Raw genomic sequence first — 17,276 nt, forward strand, 5'->3', positions numbered from 1 at the left:
CGCCCCGCCGTTGCCTACAGTGAAGCGGTGACCCAGCCCGCGACGCCCGGCGCGTACCTCAGATTCCCGCACCTGCACGGCGAGTCGGTGGCCTTCGCCGCCGAGGACGACATCTGGCTCGCGCCCCTCGACGGCGGCCGCGCCTGGCGGGTCAGCGCCGACAACGTGCCCGTCTCCTGGCCGCGCATCTCGCCCGACGGGACCACCGTCGCCTGGACCTCCACCCGCGACGGCGCCCCCGAGGTGCACATCGCCCCCGTCGACGGCGGCCCCTCCACCCGCCTGACGTACTGGGGGAGTTGGCAGACCCGGGTGCGCGGCTGGACCCCGGACGGTCGGGTGCTCGCCGTCAGCAGTCACGACCAGGCCACCCTGCGCCGCACCTGGGCCCGCGCCGTCCCCGTCGACGGCGGCCCGGCAGAGACCCTGCCGTACGGGCCCGTCGGCGCCGTCGCCCACGGCCCGCACACCGTGCTTCAGTCCGCGCCGATGGGCCGCGAGGCCGCCCACTGGAAGCGCTACCGGGGCGGCACGGCGGGCAAGCTGTGGATCGACCGGGACGGCGACGGGGAGTTCGTCCGGCTCCACGAGGACCTCGACGGCAACATCGAGTGCCCGGTGTGGGCGGGCGGCCGGATCGCGTTCCTCTCCGACCACGAAGGCGCCGGAGCCCTCTACTCCTCTCTCGCAGACGGTTCCGACCTGCGCCGCCACACGCCGCTCGGGGACTTCTACGCCCGCCAGGCCGCCGGCGACGGCAGCCGCATCGTGTACATGTCGGCGGGCGAACTGTGGCTGCTGGACGACCTGGACGGCGCCGAGCCGCGCCGGCTCGACGTCCGCCTCGGCGGCCAGCGCGCCGACCGCCGCCCCCACCCGGTCGCCGCCTCCCGCTGGCTGGGCGGCGCCGCCCCCGACCACACCGCGCGCGGCAGCGTCGTCGAGGTGCGCGGGGCCGTCCACTGGGTCACCCACCGCAGCGGGCCCGCCCGCGCGCTCGCCGCCGAACCCGGCGTCCGCGCCCGGCTGCCGCGCGCCTTCCGCACCGAGGGCGAGGAGTGGGCGGTCTGGGTGACCGACGCGGAGGGCGAGGACGCGCTGGAGTTCGCCCCCGCCACCGGACGGATCCCGGGCGCCGCACCGCGCCGGCTCGCCGCAGGACGGCTCGGCCGGGTCCTGGAGCTCGCCATGGCGCCCGACGGCAGCCGGGCCGCCGTCGCCGCGCACGACGGACGGCTGCTGCTCGTCGAGCGGGAGAGCGGCGAGGTCCGCGAGGTCGACGCCAGCCCCGACGGCGAGGTGTCCGGCCTGGTCTTCTCGCCCGACTCGGCCTGGCTGGCCTGGTCGCACCCCGGCCCGCGCCCGCTCAGCCAGCTCAGGCTCGCCAACGTCACCGACCTGTCGGTCACCGAGGCCACCCCGCTGCGCTTCCGGGACTACGCGCCCGCCTTCACCCTCGACGGCAAGCACCTCGCGTTCCTGTCCGCCCGCGCCTTCGACCCGGTCTACGACGAGCACGTCTTCGACCTGTCGTTCGTGGCCGGCGCCCGCCCGCACCTGATCACCCTCGCCGCGACGACCCCGTCCCCCTTCGGCCCGCAGCGGCACGGCAGGCCGTTCGAGGCGCCCGACAAGGACGAGACGCCCGACAGCGAGGGCGCCCCGGCCACCCGGATCGACCTCGAAGGCCTCGCCGACCGGATCGTGCCCTTCCCGGTCGAGGCCGGCCGGTACTCGGGGCTCGCCGCGGCGCGGGACGGCGTCCTGTGGCTGCGTCACCCCGTCCGCGGCGTCCTCGGCGCCTCCCGGGCCACCCCGGACGACCCCGACCCGCACACCGAGCTGGAGCGCTACGACCTCGTCCAGCGGCGCGTCGAGCACCTGGCCGCCGACGCCGACGGCTTCGAGGTCAGCGGCGACGGCAAGCGGCTGCTGCTGTGGACCGACGGCAAGCTCAAGGTCGTCCCCAGCGACCGGCGCGCCCCGGGCGACGAGGACGGCGACGGCAACGTCACCGTCGACCTCGGCCGCGTCCGCCGCGTCGTCGACCCCGCCGCCGAGTGGCGGCAGATGTACGACGAGAACGGCCGCATCATGCGGGACAACTTCTGGCGGCCCGATCTCGGCGGGGTCGACTGGGACGGCGTCCTGGACCGCTACCGGCCCGTGCTGGAGCGCGTCGCGACCCACGACGACCTCGTCGACCTGCTCTGGGAGGTGCACGGCGAACTCGGCACCTCGCACGCCTACGTCATGCCGCGCGGCGGCCGAGGCCGCGGCGCCCGGCAGGGCCTGCTGGGCGCGGACCTCTCCCGGCACGAGGACGGCTCCTGGCGCATCGACCGGGTCCTGCCCTCGGAGACCTCCGACCCCGACGCCCGCTCCCCGCTCGCCGCGCCCGGCGTCGCCGTGCGGGCCGGCGACGCGATCCTCGCCGTCGGCGGGCAGCCGGTCGACCCGGTCACCGGACCCGGGCCGCTGCTCGTCGGCGCCGCGGGCAGGGTCGTGGAGCTGACCGTCTCGCCGTCCGGCGGCGGCGAGCCCCGGCACGCCGTGGTCGTGCCCGTCGCGGACGAGGAGGCGCTGCGCTACCACGCGTGGGTCGCCGACCGCCGCGCGTACGTGCACGAGATCTCGGACGGCCGGCTGGGGTATCTGCACGTGCCCGACATGCAGGCGCCGGGCTGGGCCCAGATCCACCGGGACCTGCGGGTCGAGGTCGTGCGCGAGGGGCTGATCGTGGACGTGCGCGAGAACCGGGGCGGCCACACCTCCCAGCTCGTCGTGGAGAAACTGGCCCGGCGCGTCGTCGGCTGGGACGTCCCGCGCGGCGTGCGCGCCTCCAGCTACCCGGAGGACGCGCCCCGGGGGCCCGTGGTCGCCGTCGCCAACGAGTTCTCCGGGTCCGACGGGGACATCGTCAACGCGGCGATCAAGGCGCTCGGGATCGGTCCGGTGGTGGGCACGCGCACCTGGGGCGGGACGGTCGGGATCGACAGCCGCTACCGGCTGGTCGACGGCACGCTCGTCACCCAGCCCAAGTACGCGATCTGGCTGGAGGGGCCCGGCTGGGGCGTGGAGAACCACGGCGTCGACCCGGACGTCGAGGTCGTCTGCGCCCCCCAGGACCACGCGGCCGGCCGGGACGTCCAGCTGGACGAGGCGGTGTCACTGGCGCTGGCCGCGCTGGAGACCACGCCCGCCATGACGCCCCCCGAGCTGCCCTGACCGCCGCGGCCCCCGGATACGATGCCCCGTACCGATCGACCGACTGTCCGAGGAGGACCCGCATGGCAGGGGAACCGCAGGACGACTGCCTGTTCTGCAAGATCGTCTCGGGGACGATCCCCGCGACGATCGTGCGGGAGACCGGCACGACCGTCGCCTTCCGGGACATCAACCCGCAGGCGCCCACCCATGTCCTGGTGATCCCGAAGGCGCATCACCAGGACGCCGCCGCCCTCGCCGCCGAGGCCCCGGAACTCGCCGCCGACGTGCTGCGCGAGACCCGGGAGGTCGCGCGGGAGGAGAAGCTGGAGAGCTACCGCACCGTCTTCAACACCGGCGCCGGCGCCGGGCAGACGGTCTGGCACGCCCACGCGCACGTCCTCGGCGGCCGCGGCCTGCACTGGCCCCCCGGATAGGCCGTCGTGTCCGTACGCGAACTCGTCGTCCTCGGCACCGCCAGCCAGGTCCCCACCCGGCACCGCAACCACAACGGCTACTTCCTGCGCTGGGACGGCGAGGGCATCCTCTTCGACCCGGGCGAGGGCACCCAGCGCCAGATGGTGCGCGCCGGCGTCGCCGCGCACGACATCCACCGGATCTGCGTCACCCACTTCCACGGCGACCACGCCCTCGGCCTGGCCGGGGTCATCCAGCGGATCAACCTCGACCGGGTCCCGCACCCGGTCACCGCGCACTACCCGCGTTCCGGGCAGCGCTTCTTCGACCGGCTGCGCTACTCCACCGCCTACCGCGAGACCGTCGGCGTCACCGAGGCCCCGGTGGACGGCGACGGCGTCCTGGCGACCGCCTCCTCGTACCGCCTGGAGGCCGCCCTGCTCTCGCACCCCGTCGAGTCGTACGGCTACCGGCTCGTCGAGCCCGACGGGCGCCGCATGCTGCCCGAACTGCTCGCCGCGCACGGCGTGCGGGGGCCGGACGTGGGCCGAATACAGCGGGAGGGCTCGGTCGGCGGGGTGTCGCTCGACGACGTCAGCGAGGTGCGCCGCGGACAGCGGTTCGCGTTCGTCATGGACACCCGGCTCTGCGAGGGGGTGCACGCCCTCGCCGAGGGCGCCGACCTGCTCGTCGTCGAGTCGACCTTCCTCGACGAGGACGAGCGGCTCGCCGTCGACCACGGGCATCTGACCGCCGGTCAGGCGGCCCGGGCGGCACGGGACGCGGGAGTGCGGCACCTGGTCCTCACGCACTTCAGCCAGCGCTACTCCGAGCCCGCGGAGTTCGAGCGGCAGGCGCGCGCGGCCGGCTTCGAGGGAGAACTGACCGTGGCGCACGACCTCCAACGGGTGCCGGTTCCGAAACGCAGCTGAAGCGGCCGTACGATGCTCTGATGCCCATCCCCAAAGCTGAACTGCACCTGCACATCGAAGGCACCCTGGAGCCCGAGCTGGCCTTCGAGCTGGCCGCCCGCAACGGGGTCGCGCTGCCGTACGCCGACACCGAGGCGCTCCGGGAGGCGTACCGGTTCGAGGACCTCCAGTCCTTCCTGAACCTGTACTACGAGCTGATGGCGGTGCTGCGCACCGAGCGGGACTTCGAGGACCTCGCGAACGCCTACCTGGCCCGGGCGGCCGCCCAGGGCGTGCGGCACGCCGAGATCTTCTTCGACCCGCAGGCCCACCTCGCGCGCGGCGTCGGCATGGGCACGGTCGTGGAGGGGCTGTGGCGGGCGCTGGGTCGCAGCGAGGACGTCCACGGCGTCTCCACCCGGCTGATCCTGTGCTTCCTGCGCGACGAGTCCGCCGAGTCGGCGCTGGAGACGCTGGACGCGGCGAAGCCCTACCTCGACCGGATCACCGGCGTCGGGCTGGACTCCGCCGAGGTCGGGCATCCGCCGGCGAAGTTCCGCGAGGTGTACGAGGCGGCCGCAGCGCTCGGGCTGCGGCGGGTGGCGCACGCCGGCGAGGAGGGGCCGCCGCGGTACATCACCGAGGCGCTGGACGTCCTCGGCGTCGAGCGCGTCGACCACGGCCTGCGCTGCATGGAGGACCCGGCGCTGGTGGAGCGCCTGGTGCGGGAGCGGATCCCGCTGACCCTGTGCCCGCTGTCCAACGTCCGGCTGCGCACCGTCGACGTCCTCGCCGAGCACCCGCTGCCGGCCATGCTCGACGCGGGACTCGTCTGCACCGTCAACTCGGACGACCCCGCCTACTTCGGCGGCTACGCCGACGACAACTTCGACGCCGTCCGCGCGAGTCTCGGCCTGAGCGAGGAGCGGCTGCGCGAACTGGCCCGCAACTCCTTCGTCGCCTCGTTCCTGGAGGACGACGAGGAACGCCGGGCCCGGTGTCTCGCCGAGGTCGACGCCTACACGTTCTGACCCGGCCGGACAGCCCGCCATGGGCCCCCGGGGCCCGGTCCCGGCTATCGCCAGTCCGCGCCGCCGCCGGAGCCGGGCGCCGTCGCCTCGATCGCGGTCCTGATCTCCCGCATCACCGCGACGATCCGCTCCTCGTGCCCGGGCGTCAGCCGGGACACCGGCACCGAGCAGCTGATCGCGTCCTGGGCGGGGACGTCGTAGCGCAGGGCGAAGCCGAAGCCCACGATGCCGGGGACGCCCTCCTCGCGGTCCACGGAGTGGCCGCGCGCCCGCACCTCGGCGAGGTCGGCCAGCAGGGCCTCCCGGCTGGTGCGGGTGTGCGGGGTGAGCGCCTCGTAGGGGCCCTCGGGCAGTTCGCCGTCCGGGCGTTCCGCCAGCAGCGCCTTGCCGAGCGCGCCGGCGTGCGCGGGCAGCCGCCGTCCGACCCGGCTGAGCGTGCGCCGGTATTCGTGCGACTCGCGCGTCGCCAGATAGGCCACCCCCCGGCCGTCGAGCCGCCCGAGGTGGATCGTCTCGCCCAGCGCCTCGGACGCCTCGTCGAGGAAGGGCCGCACCAGGCGCACGCGGGGATCGGAGTCGAGGTAGCCGGTGCCGGTGAGCAGGGCGTGGATGCCGATGCCGTAGAGCGAGCCGGTGACGTCCGTGCGCACCCAGCCCCGTCCGATCAGGGTCTGGAGCAGCGCGTACATCGAGCTGCGCGGCACCCCCAGCTCGTCGGCCAGCTCCTGCAGCCGCGCGGGCCGGTCCGCGCGCGCCGCGAGCAGTTCCAGCAGCTCGACCGTGCGCGCCGCGGACTTCACCTCGCGCACGCCCCCTGTCTCCGACATGCGCCGATGGTAAGGGCGGGAGTGGCCGCATTGACGAGCGCCGTTCGTGTATCTAACCTCCATTTCCATACATGGATGACGTCTACATAGGGAGATGGCGAGGGTGACCCCCGAAAGAGACGCGACCGGCGAGCCGGTCCGGGACACGGTCCGGCGCCTGCGGGACGGCATGGCCCGCGGGGTCCTGTCCTTCCCGCTCACCAGCTTCCACGACGACGGCTCCCTCGACCCCGACGGCTTCCGCGCCCATGTCGCGGCCCAGATCGCCACCGCCCCCGGCGCCCTCTTCCCCGCCTGCGGCACCGGCGAGTTCTTCTCCCTCGACGAGGACGAGTACCGGCAGGTCGTCACGGTCGCCGTCGAGGAGGCCGGCGGCCGCCTCCCCGTCGTCGCCGGCGTCGGATACGGCTGGGCCCAGGCCGCCCGCTTCGCCCGCATCGCCGAAGAGGCCGGCGCCGACGCCCTCCTCGTCCTGCCGCACTACCTCGTCGCCGCCCCGCAGGACGGCCTCGTCGCCCAGCTGGAACAGCTCGCCGCCCGCACCCGGCTGCCCCTCATCGCCTACCAGCGCGGCCAGGTCGCCTACACCGCCGCGTCCCTGAGACGCATCGCCCGCATCCCGAACGTCATCGGCCTCAAGGACGGCCACAGCGACCTCGACCGGCTCCAGCGCCTCACCCTCGCCGCCCCCGACGGCTTCCTCTTCTTCAACGGCGCCGCCACCGCCGAGATCCAGGCCCGCGCCTACGCCGCCGTCGGCGTCCCCGCCTACTCCTCCGCCGTCCACGCCTTCGCCCCCGAGATCGCCGACGCCTTCTTCACCGCCCTGCGCGACGGCGAGGGGGCTCACGGCAAGCCGGTGGAACGGCTGCTGCGCGACTTCTACGTCCCCCTCGTCGAACTCCGCGACCGCGTGCCCGGCTACGCCGTGTCCCTGGTCAAGGCGGCGGCCCGGCTGCGCGGCCGCCCCGTCGGCCCCGTCCGCGCCCCGCTCACCGAGCCCTCGCCCGCCGACCTGGCCGACCTCGGAGCCCTCCTGGAAACCGGCCTCGACCTCGTGGGAGCCACCCTGTGAGCCCCGACCTCACGATCACCGACGTCCGCCTCACCCCGATCCTGGTCGCCGACCCGCCCCTGCTCAACACCCAGGGCGTCCACCAGCCCTACACCCCCCGCCTGATCGTCGAGGTCGTCACCGCGGCCGGCGTCACCGGCGTCGGCGAGACCTACGGCGACACCAAGTACCTGGAACTGGCCCGCCCCTTCGCCCGACGCCTGACAGGACGCCAGGTCAGCGACCTGAACGGCCTGTTCACGATCGCCGACGGCGTCGGCGTCGACGGATCCCGGACCTCCTCCCAGGTCGACGTCGGCGGACTGCGCGGCGTGCAGACCGCCGACAAGCTGCGCCTGTCCGTCGTCTCCGCCTTCGAGGTCGCCTGCCTCGACGCCCTCGGCAAGGCGCTCGGCCTGCCCGTGCACGCCCTGCTCGGCGGCAAGGTGCGCGACGCCGTCGAGTACAGCGCCTACCTCTTCTACAAATGGGCCGCCCACCCCGAAGGCGTCCCCGCCGAGAAGGACGACTGGGGCGCCGCCCTCGACCCGGCCTCCGTGGTCGAGCAGGCCCGCCGCTTCAAGGAGCGCCACGGCTTCACCTCCTTCAAGCTCAAGGGCGGCGTCTTCGCGCCCGACGAGGAGATCGCCGCCGTCCGCGCCCTCGCCGAGGCCTTCCCCGGCCATCCCCTGCGCCTGGACCCCAACGGCGCCTGGTCCGTGGACACCTCGCTGCGCGTCGCCCGCGAGATCGGCCACCTCCTCGAATACCTGGAGGACCCCGCGCTCGGCACCCCGGCCATGGCCGAGGTCGCCGCCCGCACCGACGTGCCGCTCGCCACCAACATGTGCGTGACCACGTTCGCCGAGATCCCGGAGGCCTTCGCCCGCGACGCCGTCCAGGTCGTCCTCTCCGACCACCACTACTGGGGCGGCCTGCGCAACACCCGCGAACTCGCCGCCGTCTGCCGCACGTTCGGCGTGGCCGTCTCCATGCACTCCAACACCCATCTCGGGATCTCGCTGGCCGCGATGACCCACGTCGCCGCCACCGTCCCCGACCTCCACCACGCCTGCGACTCCCACTACCCCTGGCAGTCCGAGGACGTCCTCACCGAACGGCTCGTCTTCGACGACGGCAGGGTCGCCGTCTCCGACGCGCCCGGCCTCGGCGTCGAACTCGACCGGGACCGGCTCGGCCTCCTGCACCGCCGCTGGCTGGACGACGACGGCGCGCTGCGGGAACGCGACGACGCCGCCGCCATGCGCGCCGCCGAACCCGGATGGGTCACCCCCGCCGTCCCCCGCTGGTGACCCGCCACCGCCCCGCACGCCCTCCCGCACCGTGACGCCGGCCGCCGGGGGCGGCCGGGCCCCGAGCCCGGCCGCCCCCGGCGTGACGCACCGCCCGCTGTCGGCCCCGTGGTGCACACTGGCCAGATCGGCACCACGTCAGGGAGCGCACCGTGACCGCGTCATACGCGTCCGTCGGAGAGGGACACCACCGCCGCACCGGCCAGAACCGCCCGGCCGCCCCGGTCGACCCGCTGGCCGCCCGGCGCACCCCCGACGATCCGCCCTGGGACGTCTACCTCACCGGTGACGTCTTCCTCGACATCGTCTTCACCGGCCTCGACTCCGCCCCCGTGCGCGGCACCGAGTCCTGGGCGCGCGGCATGGGATCGAGCCCCGGCGGCGTCGCCAACATGGCCACCGCCCTCGCCCGCCTCGGCCTGCGCACCTCCCTCGCCGCCGCCTTCGGCGACGACCACTACGGCGAGTACTGCTGGGACGCCCTCGAACACGGCGAGGGCATCGACCTCAGCACCTCGCGCACGGTCCCCGGCTGGCACTCCTCCGTCACCGTCTCCATGGCCTACGAGGGCGAGCGCACCATGGTCTCGCACGGCCACGAACCGCCCCCCGAGGAACCCGCGCCCGAGTTCCCCCCGCACGCCCGCGCCGCCGTCGCCTCCCTCACCCCCGGCCGCAGCGCCCCCTGGATCGCCCAGGCGGCGAGCCGCGGCACCCGCGTCTTCGCCGACGTCGGCTGGGACGACACCGGCGCCTGGGACCTGGCCGGCCTCACCGACCTCGCGCACTGCGAGGCCTTCCTGCCGAACGCGGAGGAGGCCATGCGCTACACCGGCGCCACCTGCCCCCGCGCCGCCGCCCACGCCCTCACCGCCCATGTGCCGCTCGCGGTCGTCACGCTCGGCGCGGACGGCGCGTACGCGGTCGACCGGCGCACCGGCGAGTCCGCCGAGGTCCCGGCCATCGCCGTCGAGGCACTCGACCCCACCGGCGCCGGGGACGTCTTCGTGGCCGGCTTCGTCACCGGCACCCTGGCCGACTGGCCGCTCGCCGACCGCCTCGCCTTCGCCGGCCTCACCGCCGCCCTCTCCGTCCAGGAGTTCGGCGGCTCCCTCTCCGCCCCCGGCTGGTCCGAGATCGCCGCCTGGTGGCGCAAGGTCCAGTCGGTCGCGGGCCAGGACCCCGAGGCGCTGCGACGGTACGCCTTCCTGGACCGCCTGCTGCCGGAACTGCTCCCGAAGACGCAGGACACCGCCCCCTGGCCCCTGCGCCGGGCCGTTCCGACGATCGGTTTCGGCCGCTCGGCATAGCCGCCGGTTCGGCCGAGCGGGCATGACAAAACCACTACGGCGTTGTCAGCCCCCTGGCGTACCCTTGAACTCGCCAGGCCGCCCTCGTGGCGAGCGAGACGCATCCGGGAGGACGCAGAGGCCTTCGGGCCGGTCTATGACTGAGACACCCACAGCTCAGACGCCCGCGCAGGGCAAGGCGAGAGCACAGTTCACCGTTCCCGCCCAGCACCCCATGGTGACCGTGCTGGGATCCGGCGACTCCCTCCTGCGCGTGATCGAGACGGCCTTCCCGGCGGCCGACATCCACGTCCGGGGCAACGAGATCAGCGCGACCGGCGACGTGCGGGAAGTCGCCCTCGTCCAGCGCCTGTTCGACGAGATGATGCTGGTGCTCCGCACCGGGCAGCCGATGACGGAGGACGCAGTGGAACGCTCGATCGCCATGCTGCGGGCGAGTGAGAACGGGACGAGTGACGGCCAGGAGACCCCGGCCGAGGTTCTGACGCAGAACATCCTGTCCTCACGCGGCCGCACCATCAGACCCAAGACCCTCAACCAGAAGCGGTACGTCGACGCGATCGACAAGCACACGATCGTGTTCGGCATCGGCCCCGCGGGCACCGGCAAGACCTACCTGGCCATGGCCAAGGCGGTCCAGGCCCTCCAGTCCAAGCAGGTCAACCGCATCATCCTGACCCGCCCCGCGGTCGAGGCCGGCGAACGCCTCGGCTTCCTCCCCGGCACCCTGTACGAGAAGATCGACCCCTACCTGCGCCCCCTGTACGACGCCCTGCACGACATGCTCGACCCGGACTCGATCCCGAAGCTGATGGCGGCGGGAACCATCGAGGTCGCGCCGCTGGCGTACATGAGGGGTCGTACGCTCAATGACGCCTTCATCATCCTGGACGAGGCCCAGAACACGAGCCCCGAGCAGATGAAGATGTTCCTCACCCGGCTCGGCTTCGACTCGAAGATCGTGATCACCGGCGACGTCACGCAGGTCGACCTGCCGGGCGGCGCCAAGTCGGGTCTGCGGCAGGTCCAGGACATCCTCGAAGGCCTCGACGACGTGCACTTCTCCCGCCTGTCGTCCCAGGACGTCGTCCGGCACAAGCTGGTCGGCCGTATCGTCGACGCGTACGAGAAGTACGACAGCGACAACGGTACGGAGAACGGCGCCCACAAGGGCGGCCGCACCAAGCGGAAGTAGACAAGACAGCACCATGTCGATCGACGTCAACAACGAGTCCGGAACCGAGGTCGACGAGCAGGCGATCCTCGACATCGCCCGCTACGCGCTCGCGCGGATGCGCATCCACCCGCTCTCCGAGCTGTCGGTGATCGTCGTGGACGCCGACGCCATGGAGCAGCTGCACATCCAGTGGATGGACCTGCCCGGCCCGACGGACGTCATGTCCTTCCCGATGGACGAGCTGCGGCCGCCGTCCAAGGACGACGACGAACCCCCGCAGGGACTCCTCGGCGACATCGTGCTGTGCCCCGAGGTCGCCGAGCGGCAGGGCAAGGAGGCGCCCACGGAGCACTCCATGGACGAGGAGCTGCAACTGCTCACCGTCCACGGAGTGCTGCACCTGCTCGGCTACGACCACGAGGAGCCCGACGAGAAGGCCGAGATGTTCGGCCTCCAGGCCGCCATCGTGGACGGCTGGCGTGCGGAGAAGGGTCTGACCGGGCCCTCCCCGGCCCCGACCGTCTCATGAGCCCCACCCTCGTCGCCGGCGCCATCGCCCTGGTCGTCGTCGCCTGGCTCGCCGCCTGCGCGGAGGCGGGCCTCGCGCGCGTCTCCAGCTTCCGCGCCGAGGAGGCCGTGCGCTCCGGGCGGCGGGGCAGCGCCAAGCTCGCGCAGATCGCCGCCGACCCGACCCGCTACCTCAACGTGGCGCTGCTGGTCCGGGTCGCGTGCGAGATGGCGGCAGCGGCGCTGGTCACCTACGCCTGCCTGCGGCAGATCGACGGCACCGCCCCGGCGCTGCTCGCGGCGATCGGCGTGATGGTCCTCGTCTCGTACGTCGCCGTCGGCGTGTCCCCGCGGACCATCGGCCGCCAGCATCCGCTGAACACCGCGACGGCGGCCGCGTACGTGCTGCTCCCGCTGGCCCGGATCATGGGCCCGATCCCGTCGCTGCTGATCCTCATCGGCAACGCGCTGACCCCCGGCAAGGGCTTCCGTCGCGGTCCCTTCGCCTCCGAGGCGGAGCTGCGCGCGCTGGTCGACCTCGCCGAGAAGGAGTCGCTGATCGAGGACGACGAGCGCCGCATGGTGCACTCCGTCTTCGAGCTGGGCGACACCCTGGTGCGCGAGGTCATGGTCCCGCGCACCGACCTCGTGGTCATCGAGCGGTTCAAGACCATCCGCCAGGCCCTGACCCTCGCCCTGCGCTCCGGGTTCTCCCGGATACCGGTGACCGGCGAGAACGAGGACGACATCGTCGGCATCGTGTATCTGAAGGACCTGGTCCGCAAGACGCACATCAGCCGCGACGCCGAGGGCGAGCTGGTGTCGACGGCGATGCGGCCCGCCGCGTTCGTGCCCGACACCAAGAACGCCGGCGACCTGCTGCGGGAGATGCAGCAGGACCGCAACCACGTCGCCGTCGTCATCGACGAGTACGGCGGCACGGCCGGCATCGTCACCATCGAGGACATCCTGGAGGAGATCGTCGGCGAGATCACCGACGAGTACGACCGCGAGCTGCCGCCGGTGGAGGAGCTGGGCGACGACCGCTACCGGGTCACCGCCCGCCTCGACATCACCGACCTGGGCGAGCTGTACGGCCTGGAGGAGTACGACGACGAGGACGTGGAGACCGTCGGCGGACTGCTGGCCAAGGCCTTGGGCCGGGTGCCGATCGCCGGGGCGTCCTCCGAGGTGGAGCTGCCCGACGGGCGCAAGCTGCGGCTGACGGCGGAGGCCGCGGCCGGCCGCCGCAACAAGATCGTGACGGTGCTGGTGGAGCCGGTCGATCCGGTGGATCCGCCGGAGGAGGAGACGAGTCCCGAGTGACGCCCCAGGAGCTGCGGTCCTTCTGCCTGTCCTTCAACGCGGTCACCGAGGAGTTCCCCTTCCGCCCGGAGATCCCGGTCTTCAAGGTCCTGGGCAGGATGTTCGCGCTGAGCTGGGCGGGCGAGCGGCCGCTGAAGGTCAACCTCAAGTGCGATCCCGAGGACGCGGTGCGGCTGCGCGCGGACCATCCGGACCTGATCGGCCCCGGCTACCACATGAACAAACGCCACTGGAACACCGTCACGGTCGACGGCGGTCTCCCGGACCGGCTGGTCAGGGAGCTGATCGAGGACTCCTACGACCTGGTGGTGGCGGGTCTGCCGCGGGCCGAGCGGCTGCGCCTGGACCGGTCGTGACGCGACGCCGTCCGGCGGGGGCCCGCCCACCCCGCGTCCGGGCGGGCGGCCCGTCCCTTCGTATGCTCGGGGCATGACCGACAGCAACGCGCTCGACCCCGAGGACCGCAAGATCGTCACCCTGGCCCGTTCCGCGCGGGCCCGCAACGGCGTGCCGGAGGGCGCCGCCGTGCGGGACGACACGGGACGCACCTATGTCGCCGCGACGGTGGACCTGCCCTCGTTGCGGCTGAGCGCGCTGCGGACGGCGGTGGCTATGGCGGTGGCGTCCGGCGCGGGGTCGCTGGAGGCGGCGGCGGTGGTGACGGCGTCGCAGGAAGCGGCCGAGGACGATCTCGCCGCCGTGCGCGATCTCGGCGGCCCGGGAACCCCGGTCCTGCTCGCCGCACCGGACGGCACGATCCGCCGCACCCTCTCGGCCGGCTGAACTCCCGGAGCGGCCGCCTCACTCGGCGGGACCACCGGCACGGGCACAAGGGCGACCTCTCGGGCCGGGCGTCGTAACTAGGCCGGAAATCGGCCTTGCCGTCGCCCGGTCCGTCCCGCGTCAATGAGACCGTACGTTTCCGACGGACCGTCAGATCATCCCCACCGGCACCGGTGCCCGCACCCACCCGTCCCGTTTTCGGCCGTCCGTCTCCCCACATCCGGGAAGGAGCCGGAAACATCATGAGAGGCAAACGAATCGGACCAGGTGCGGCACTGCTGGCCGGGGCCCTCGCGGTCACCGGGCTGGCGTTCGCGCCCTCTGCCGCCGCCGTCACGCCGACGACGGCGACCACGACCGCGAACTGCGCTCTGTTCGGTGGCGGCGCCGCCACCCTCACGGCCACCCAGAGCGGCACCGCGGCCACCCTCACCCTGTCCTCCACCGCGATCACCGCGCCGATCCCGATCGGCGCGAACAGCATCAGCTCGACGCTCACCATGGCGAACTCGACCGGCGCCGCCCGCGTCTTCAGCGGCACGGTCAACCCCGCCATGCCCACCGGCGCCCCGATCGTGGTCGGGCCGCTCAACGGGACCGTGGCCGCCGGTGACAGCCTCGACTTCTACAAGGGCTCCCTGAAGATGGTCGTCTTCGGGATCACCGTCACCTGTACGTCGTCCGGGCCGCAGGCGCCCGGACCGTTCGTGTTCTGACCGATCGCTCCCGGGAACAGCGCCATGGGACCGTCAGCTTCCTGCCGGCTTCCTGCCGCAACAGGAAGCTGACGGTCCATCAGTTGACCGCGCCGTCTCCATTGACTTCTCGTGCGGCGGGCATCTCAATGCCCCCTGTCGGCGCAGAAGAGCCGCTGCGCCCGCACTCCCCGGAGGAGGGGGCAACCATGGCTTCACCCCTGAGGTCCCGAAGTACCCGAGGTTCGCGAAGACGGCGCTGGGCGTCGCTGCTCGGGGTCACCGCGCTCGCGCTGACCGCGGGGGGCGCGCTGGCGTGCCCCGCCGGCGCCGCGACCGACGTCAGTTTCCCCACGCACTGCATCCCGCCCGCGATCGCGGGCCTCCCGCCGATCGACGGCACCACCACCGCGAAGGTCACCGCGGACAAGACGAGTGCCAAGGTCGGCGACACCGTCACCGTGACGTACACGGTGGTCACGCCCGCCGCCAACAACCCCACCGATCTCGCCCTGCCGGCCGACATCATGACGCCCACGGGCAAGGTGACCCTGGGCGGCGCGCAGACCGGCAGCGTCACCGTCACCGGCCCGAAGAAGAACGAGCCGGTGCCCGGCAAGGGCGTCTTCCCGTCGTTCTCCATGACCGGCACGTTCACGGTCACCGCGCCCGGCGCGATCTCCCTCTCGCCCGGCGACTACAACATCCACACCAGCTACATCCTGGAACTGGACACGCCCTGCACGGTGACCGACCCGCCGGCCCCGGTGTCGGAGACGGTCACGGCGGCCGACGACCCGCCCGCCAACGCCCGCGCCATCTCGCTGGGTTCGGCGTCCGGCGGTCCCGGCGCGGCCGTCGCCGTCACCGGCAGCGGCTTCACCCCGGGCGCGTCGGTGACGCTCGCCGGGCGCTCCGGGGCGGCCCAGACCTCGGACACGGCGACCGTGACCGCGAACGCCCAGGGCGCGATCTCCGGCTCGCTCGTCGTCAACGACCTCACCACGACCGGTGTGGTGGCGTACGAGGGCGGCGCGTGGAGCGCGGACCTCGGCGCGGGGCCGGTCGCGTACGTCGTGATCGACGACCATCCCGTGCCGGCGGGCAGCCAGAAGGTGACCACCACGGTCCGGGCGGGCACGCTGTCGATGTCCCAGGCCGGGGACGCCGTCCAGCTGTCCGCGGTCCAGTTCGGGCAGGGCGGCGCCTCGACCGGCGCCCTTCAGACCGTCACGGTCAAGGACTTCCGCGGCGGACCCGCGGGCTGGTCCCTGACCGGCAAGGTCACCGACTTCAGCGGACCCGGCGCGAAGATCGACGCCGGCAAGCTGAGCTGGACGCCCGCGTGCACGACCAAGGCGGGCAGCCCGAGCACCTGTCAGGCCGGTTCCGCGGGCGCCGTCGGCTCCGCGGGGGCGACCCTCGCGTCCACGCCCGACGGCACGGCCACCGGCGGCGAGTTCACCGCCGACGCGCGACTGTCCCTCGACGTACCGGCGTTCACGCCCGCGGGCAGCTACGCCGCGGTCCTGACCCTGACGCTCACCTGAGCGTACGCATCACGTCCACCGGCGGCCGGGCGCCCCGCAAGGGGCCGCACCCGCCCGTCCGCCCAGTCGGTGAGGGGTCCGCACCCATGCGCAAGCCGCACGCCCTCCTCCTGCCCCACCCGCCCCGCCTGTCCGCCTTGCCCTCGCTGTCCGTGCTGTCCCTGCTCGCGTTCGCGCTCTGCCTCCTGCCCGCCGGGCCGGCCCGGGCCGCGGACAACGGCAGCTGGTCCGTCTACCCCGTCTCCTCGGCCGTCGCCGCGCGGCCCTACTTCTACGTCTCCGCCGACCCCGGGCAGACCATCGAGGACAAGGTCGTCGTCGCCAACAAGACGGCCCGGCCCCTGTCGTTCCGGCTGTACGCGGCCGACGCCTACAACACCGCGCGCGACGGCGGGTTCGCCGTGAAGTCGCCGGGCGAGCGGATGCGGGGCGTGGGCGCGTGGGCGCGGCTCTCGCGGGACCGGGTCACCGTCCCCGGCGGCAAGGCCGTCACCGTGCCGTTCACCGTCGTGGTGCCCGAGGGCGCCGAGCCCGGCGACCACCCGGGGGCGATCGTCGCCCTCGACGAGCGGATCGACGACGGCGGCGGCTCCCTGGCGCTCGGCGTGCAGCGGGCGGTCGGCGCCCGCGTCCACCTCCAGGTCGGCGGTCCCACCCTGCCCGCCCTGGCCGTCGAGAACGTGGCGGTCGACCACCACCAGCCGGTGATCCCCGGTACCGGGGAGAGCACGGCGACGATCTCCTACACACTGCACAACACGGGCAACGTCACGCTGGAACCGGCCGTCCGCCTGACGGCGCGCGGCCTGTTCGGCCGCACCCTCCTCAGCCGGGACCTGAAGAAGGTCCCCTCCCAGCTGCTTCCGGGCCAGCGCGTGCGCCTCACCGAACGCTGGGCCGGCGCCCCCCAGCTCGACCGGACCGACGTCAGGCTGACGGCGACCGCCGCGAACACGAACGAGTCGGCGACGGCGTCCTTCGTGGCGGTGCCGTGGCTGGTGGCGGGGGTCGTGGTGGCGGCGATCGCGGCCGGGGCGGGATTCCTGATCAGACGGCGGCGAGGGCGGCGAGAACCCGGAGGACAGAGCCTCTGGAGGGCGCGGGGAACGGCGCGGGCCGCCCCCGCGCAGCCGCAGTCGAAGGCCGGCCTGCCTGCCGGAGGCTGACG

General features: G+C 73.6%; 16 protein-coding genes. 15 read left to right on the forward strand and 1 reads right to left on the reverse strand.

Annotation, left to right across the window (positions count from 1 at the left end; genetic code table 11):
- The first annotated feature begins 27 nt into the window (after nucleotides 1-27).
- The 4 genes from ACGFSH_RS02320 (at nucleotide 28) to ACGFSH_RS02335 (ending at nucleotide 5,566) form a co-directional block, all read left to right on the forward strand.
- Nucleotides 28-3,228, forward strand: a complete 3,201-nt coding sequence (locus ACGFSH_RS02320; protein ID WP_393344101.1) for a S41 family peptidase — start codon at nucleotides 28-30, stop codon at nucleotides 3,226-3,228.
- Nucleotides 3,229-3,290: 62 nt separating this feature from the next.
- Complete coding sequence (locus ACGFSH_RS02325) at nucleotides 3,291-3,644, forward strand: histidine triad nucleotide-binding protein (protein WP_393344103.1); 354 nt, start codon at nucleotides 3,291-3,293, stop codon at nucleotides 3,642-3,644.
- Between the two features lie 6 nt (nucleotides 3,645-3,650).
- Nucleotides 3,651-4,556: a ribonuclease Z gene (locus ACGFSH_RS02330; RefSeq protein WP_393344104.1), complete on the forward strand. Its 906-nt coding sequence runs from the start codon at nucleotides 3,651-3,653 to the stop codon at nucleotides 4,554-4,556.
- A gap of 20 nt (nucleotides 4,557-4,576) precedes the next feature.
- The gene (locus tag ACGFSH_RS02335; RefSeq protein WP_393344106.1) at nucleotides 4,577-5,566 is read left to right on the forward strand and encodes an adenosine deaminase; all 990 of its coding nucleotides are present in this window, start codon (nucleotides 4,577-4,579) and stop codon (nucleotides 5,564-5,566) included.
- Between the two features lie 44 nt (nucleotides 5,567-5,610).
- Here the strand turns inward: ACGFSH_RS02335 and ACGFSH_RS02340 are convergent, their stop codons facing one another.
- Nucleotides 5,611-6,393, reverse strand: a complete 783-nt coding sequence (locus tag ACGFSH_RS02340; RefSeq protein ID WP_393344108.1) for an IclR family transcriptional regulator — start codon at nucleotides 6,391-6,393, stop codon at nucleotides 5,611-5,613.
- Between the two features lie 94 nt (nucleotides 6,394-6,487).
- Here ACGFSH_RS02340 and ACGFSH_RS02345 point away from each other — a divergent pair, with 94 nt between their 5' ends.
- The 11 genes from ACGFSH_RS02345 (at nucleotide 6,488) to ACGFSH_RS02395 (ending at nucleotide 17,274) form a co-directional block, all read left to right on the forward strand.
- The gene (locus ACGFSH_RS02345) at nucleotides 6,488-7,468 is read left to right on the forward strand and encodes a 5-dehydro-4-deoxyglucarate dehydratase (protein ID WP_393344110.1); all 981 of its coding nucleotides are present in this window, start codon (nucleotides 6,488-6,490) and stop codon (nucleotides 7,466-7,468) included.
- Nucleotides 7,465-8,760: a glucarate dehydratase family protein gene (locus tag ACGFSH_RS02350; protein ID WP_393344112.1), complete on the forward strand. Its 1,296-nt coding sequence runs from the start codon at nucleotides 7,465-7,467 to the stop codon at nucleotides 8,758-8,760. The genes ACGFSH_RS02345 and ACGFSH_RS02350 overlap by 4 nt, the downstream gene beginning before the upstream one ends.
- A 152-nt stretch (nucleotides 8,761-8,912) precedes the next feature.
- Nucleotides 8,913-10,070, forward strand: coding sequence for a carbohydrate kinase family protein (locus tag ACGFSH_RS02355; RefSeq protein WP_393344114.1), 1,158 nt, complete (start codon nucleotides 8,913-8,915; stop codon nucleotides 10,068-10,070).
- A 136-nt stretch (nucleotides 10,071-10,206) separates the two neighbouring features.
- Entirely contained in the window at nucleotides 10,207-11,265 is a 1,059-nt protein-coding gene (locus ACGFSH_RS02360) for a PhoH family protein (RefSeq protein WP_393344116.1), read from the forward strand.
- Between the two features lie 13 nt (nucleotides 11,266-11,278).
- Nucleotides 11,279-11,776, forward strand: coding sequence for an rRNA maturation RNase YbeY (ybeY, locus tag ACGFSH_RS02365; RefSeq protein ID WP_069767699.1), 498 nt, complete (start codon nucleotides 11,279-11,281; stop codon nucleotides 11,774-11,776).
- Nucleotides 11,773-13,080 carry a hemolysin family protein gene (locus tag ACGFSH_RS02370; RefSeq protein ID WP_393344119.1) on the forward strand — a complete coding sequence of 436 codons (1,308 nt, stop codon included), beginning with the start codon at nucleotides 11,773-11,775 and terminating at the stop codon, nucleotides 13,078-13,080. The genes ybeY and ACGFSH_RS02370 overlap by 4 nt, the downstream gene beginning before the upstream one ends.
- The gene (locus tag ACGFSH_RS02375) at nucleotides 13,077-13,436 is read left to right on the forward strand and encodes an MmcQ/YjbR family DNA-binding protein (RefSeq protein WP_329409715.1); all 360 of its coding nucleotides are present in this window, start codon (nucleotides 13,077-13,079) and stop codon (nucleotides 13,434-13,436) included. Before ACGFSH_RS02370 ends, ACGFSH_RS02375 begins: the two co-directional genes overlap by 4 nt.
- 73 nt (nucleotides 13,437-13,509) lie before the next feature.
- Complete coding sequence (locus ACGFSH_RS02380) at nucleotides 13,510-13,863, forward strand: cytidine deaminase (protein ID WP_393344121.1); 354 nt, start codon at nucleotides 13,510-13,512, stop codon at nucleotides 13,861-13,863.
- A gap of 242 nt (nucleotides 13,864-14,105) precedes the next feature.
- A complete protein-coding gene (locus ACGFSH_RS02385; RefSeq protein ID WP_393344123.1) occupies nucleotides 14,106-14,579 on the forward strand; it encodes a hypothetical protein in 474 nt (157 codons plus the stop codon).
- 188 nt (nucleotides 14,580-14,767) lie between these two features.
- Nucleotides 14,768-16,108, forward strand: a complete 1,341-nt coding sequence (locus tag ACGFSH_RS02390; RefSeq protein WP_393344125.1) for a beta-xylosidase — start codon at nucleotides 14,768-14,770, stop codon at nucleotides 16,106-16,108.
- Between the two features lie 86 nt (nucleotides 16,109-16,194).
- A complete protein-coding gene (locus ACGFSH_RS02395; RefSeq protein WP_393344127.1) occupies nucleotides 16,195-17,274 on the forward strand; it encodes a DUF916 domain-containing protein in 1,080 nt (359 codons plus the stop codon).
- Nucleotides 17,275-17,276 lie beyond the last annotated feature (2 nt).

The organism is Streptomyces sp. NPDC048481, from assembly GCF_043200075.1.
Classification (GTDB): Bacteria; Actinomycetota; Actinomycetes; order Streptomycetales; family Streptomycetaceae; genus Streptomyces.

Excerpts from the sequence above, each read along its gene's own strand:
- ACGFSH_RS02390 (WP_393344125.1), top strand. The coding sequence starts at position 14,768 with ATGGCTTCACCCCTGAGGTCCCGAAGTACCCGAGGTTCGCGAAGACGG.
- ACGFSH_RS02385 (WP_393344123.1), top strand. The coding sequence starts at position 14,106 with ATGAGAGGCAAACGAATCGGACCAGGTGCGGCACTGCTGGCCGGGGCC.
- ACGFSH_RS02380 (WP_393344121.1), top strand. The coding sequence starts at position 13,510 with ATGACCGACAGCAACGCGCTCGACCCCGAGGACCGCAAGATCGTCACC.
- ACGFSH_RS02325 (WP_393344103.1), top strand. The coding sequence starts at position 3,291 with ATGGCAGGGGAACCGCAGGACGACTGCCTGTTCTGCAAGATCGTCTCG.
- ACGFSH_RS02335 (WP_393344106.1), top strand. The coding sequence starts at position 4,577 with ATGCCCATCCCCAAAGCTGAACTGCACCTGCACATCGAAGGCACCCTG.
- ACGFSH_RS02340 (WP_393344108.1), bottom strand. The coding sequence starts at position 6,393 with ATGTCGGAGACAGGGGGCGTGCGCGAGGTGAAGTCCGCGGCGCGCACG.
- ACGFSH_RS02360 (WP_393344116.1), top strand. The coding sequence starts at position 10,207 with ATGACTGAGACACCCACAGCTCAGACGCCCGCGCAGGGCAAGGCGAGA.
- ybeY (WP_069767699.1), top strand. The coding sequence starts at position 11,279 with ATGTCGATCGACGTCAACAACGAGTCCGGAACCGAGGTCGACGAGCAG.
- ACGFSH_RS02345 (WP_393344110.1), top strand. The coding sequence starts at position 6,488 with ATGGCGAGGGTGACCCCCGAAAGAGACGCGACCGGCGAGCCGGTCCGG.
- ACGFSH_RS02370 (WP_393344119.1), top strand. The coding sequence starts at position 11,773 with ATGAGCCCCACCCTCGTCGCCGGCGCCATCGCCCTGGTCGTCGTCGCC.
- ACGFSH_RS02395 (WP_393344127.1), top strand. The coding sequence starts at position 16,195 with ATGCGCAAGCCGCACGCCCTCCTCCTGCCCCACCCGCCCCGCCTGTCC.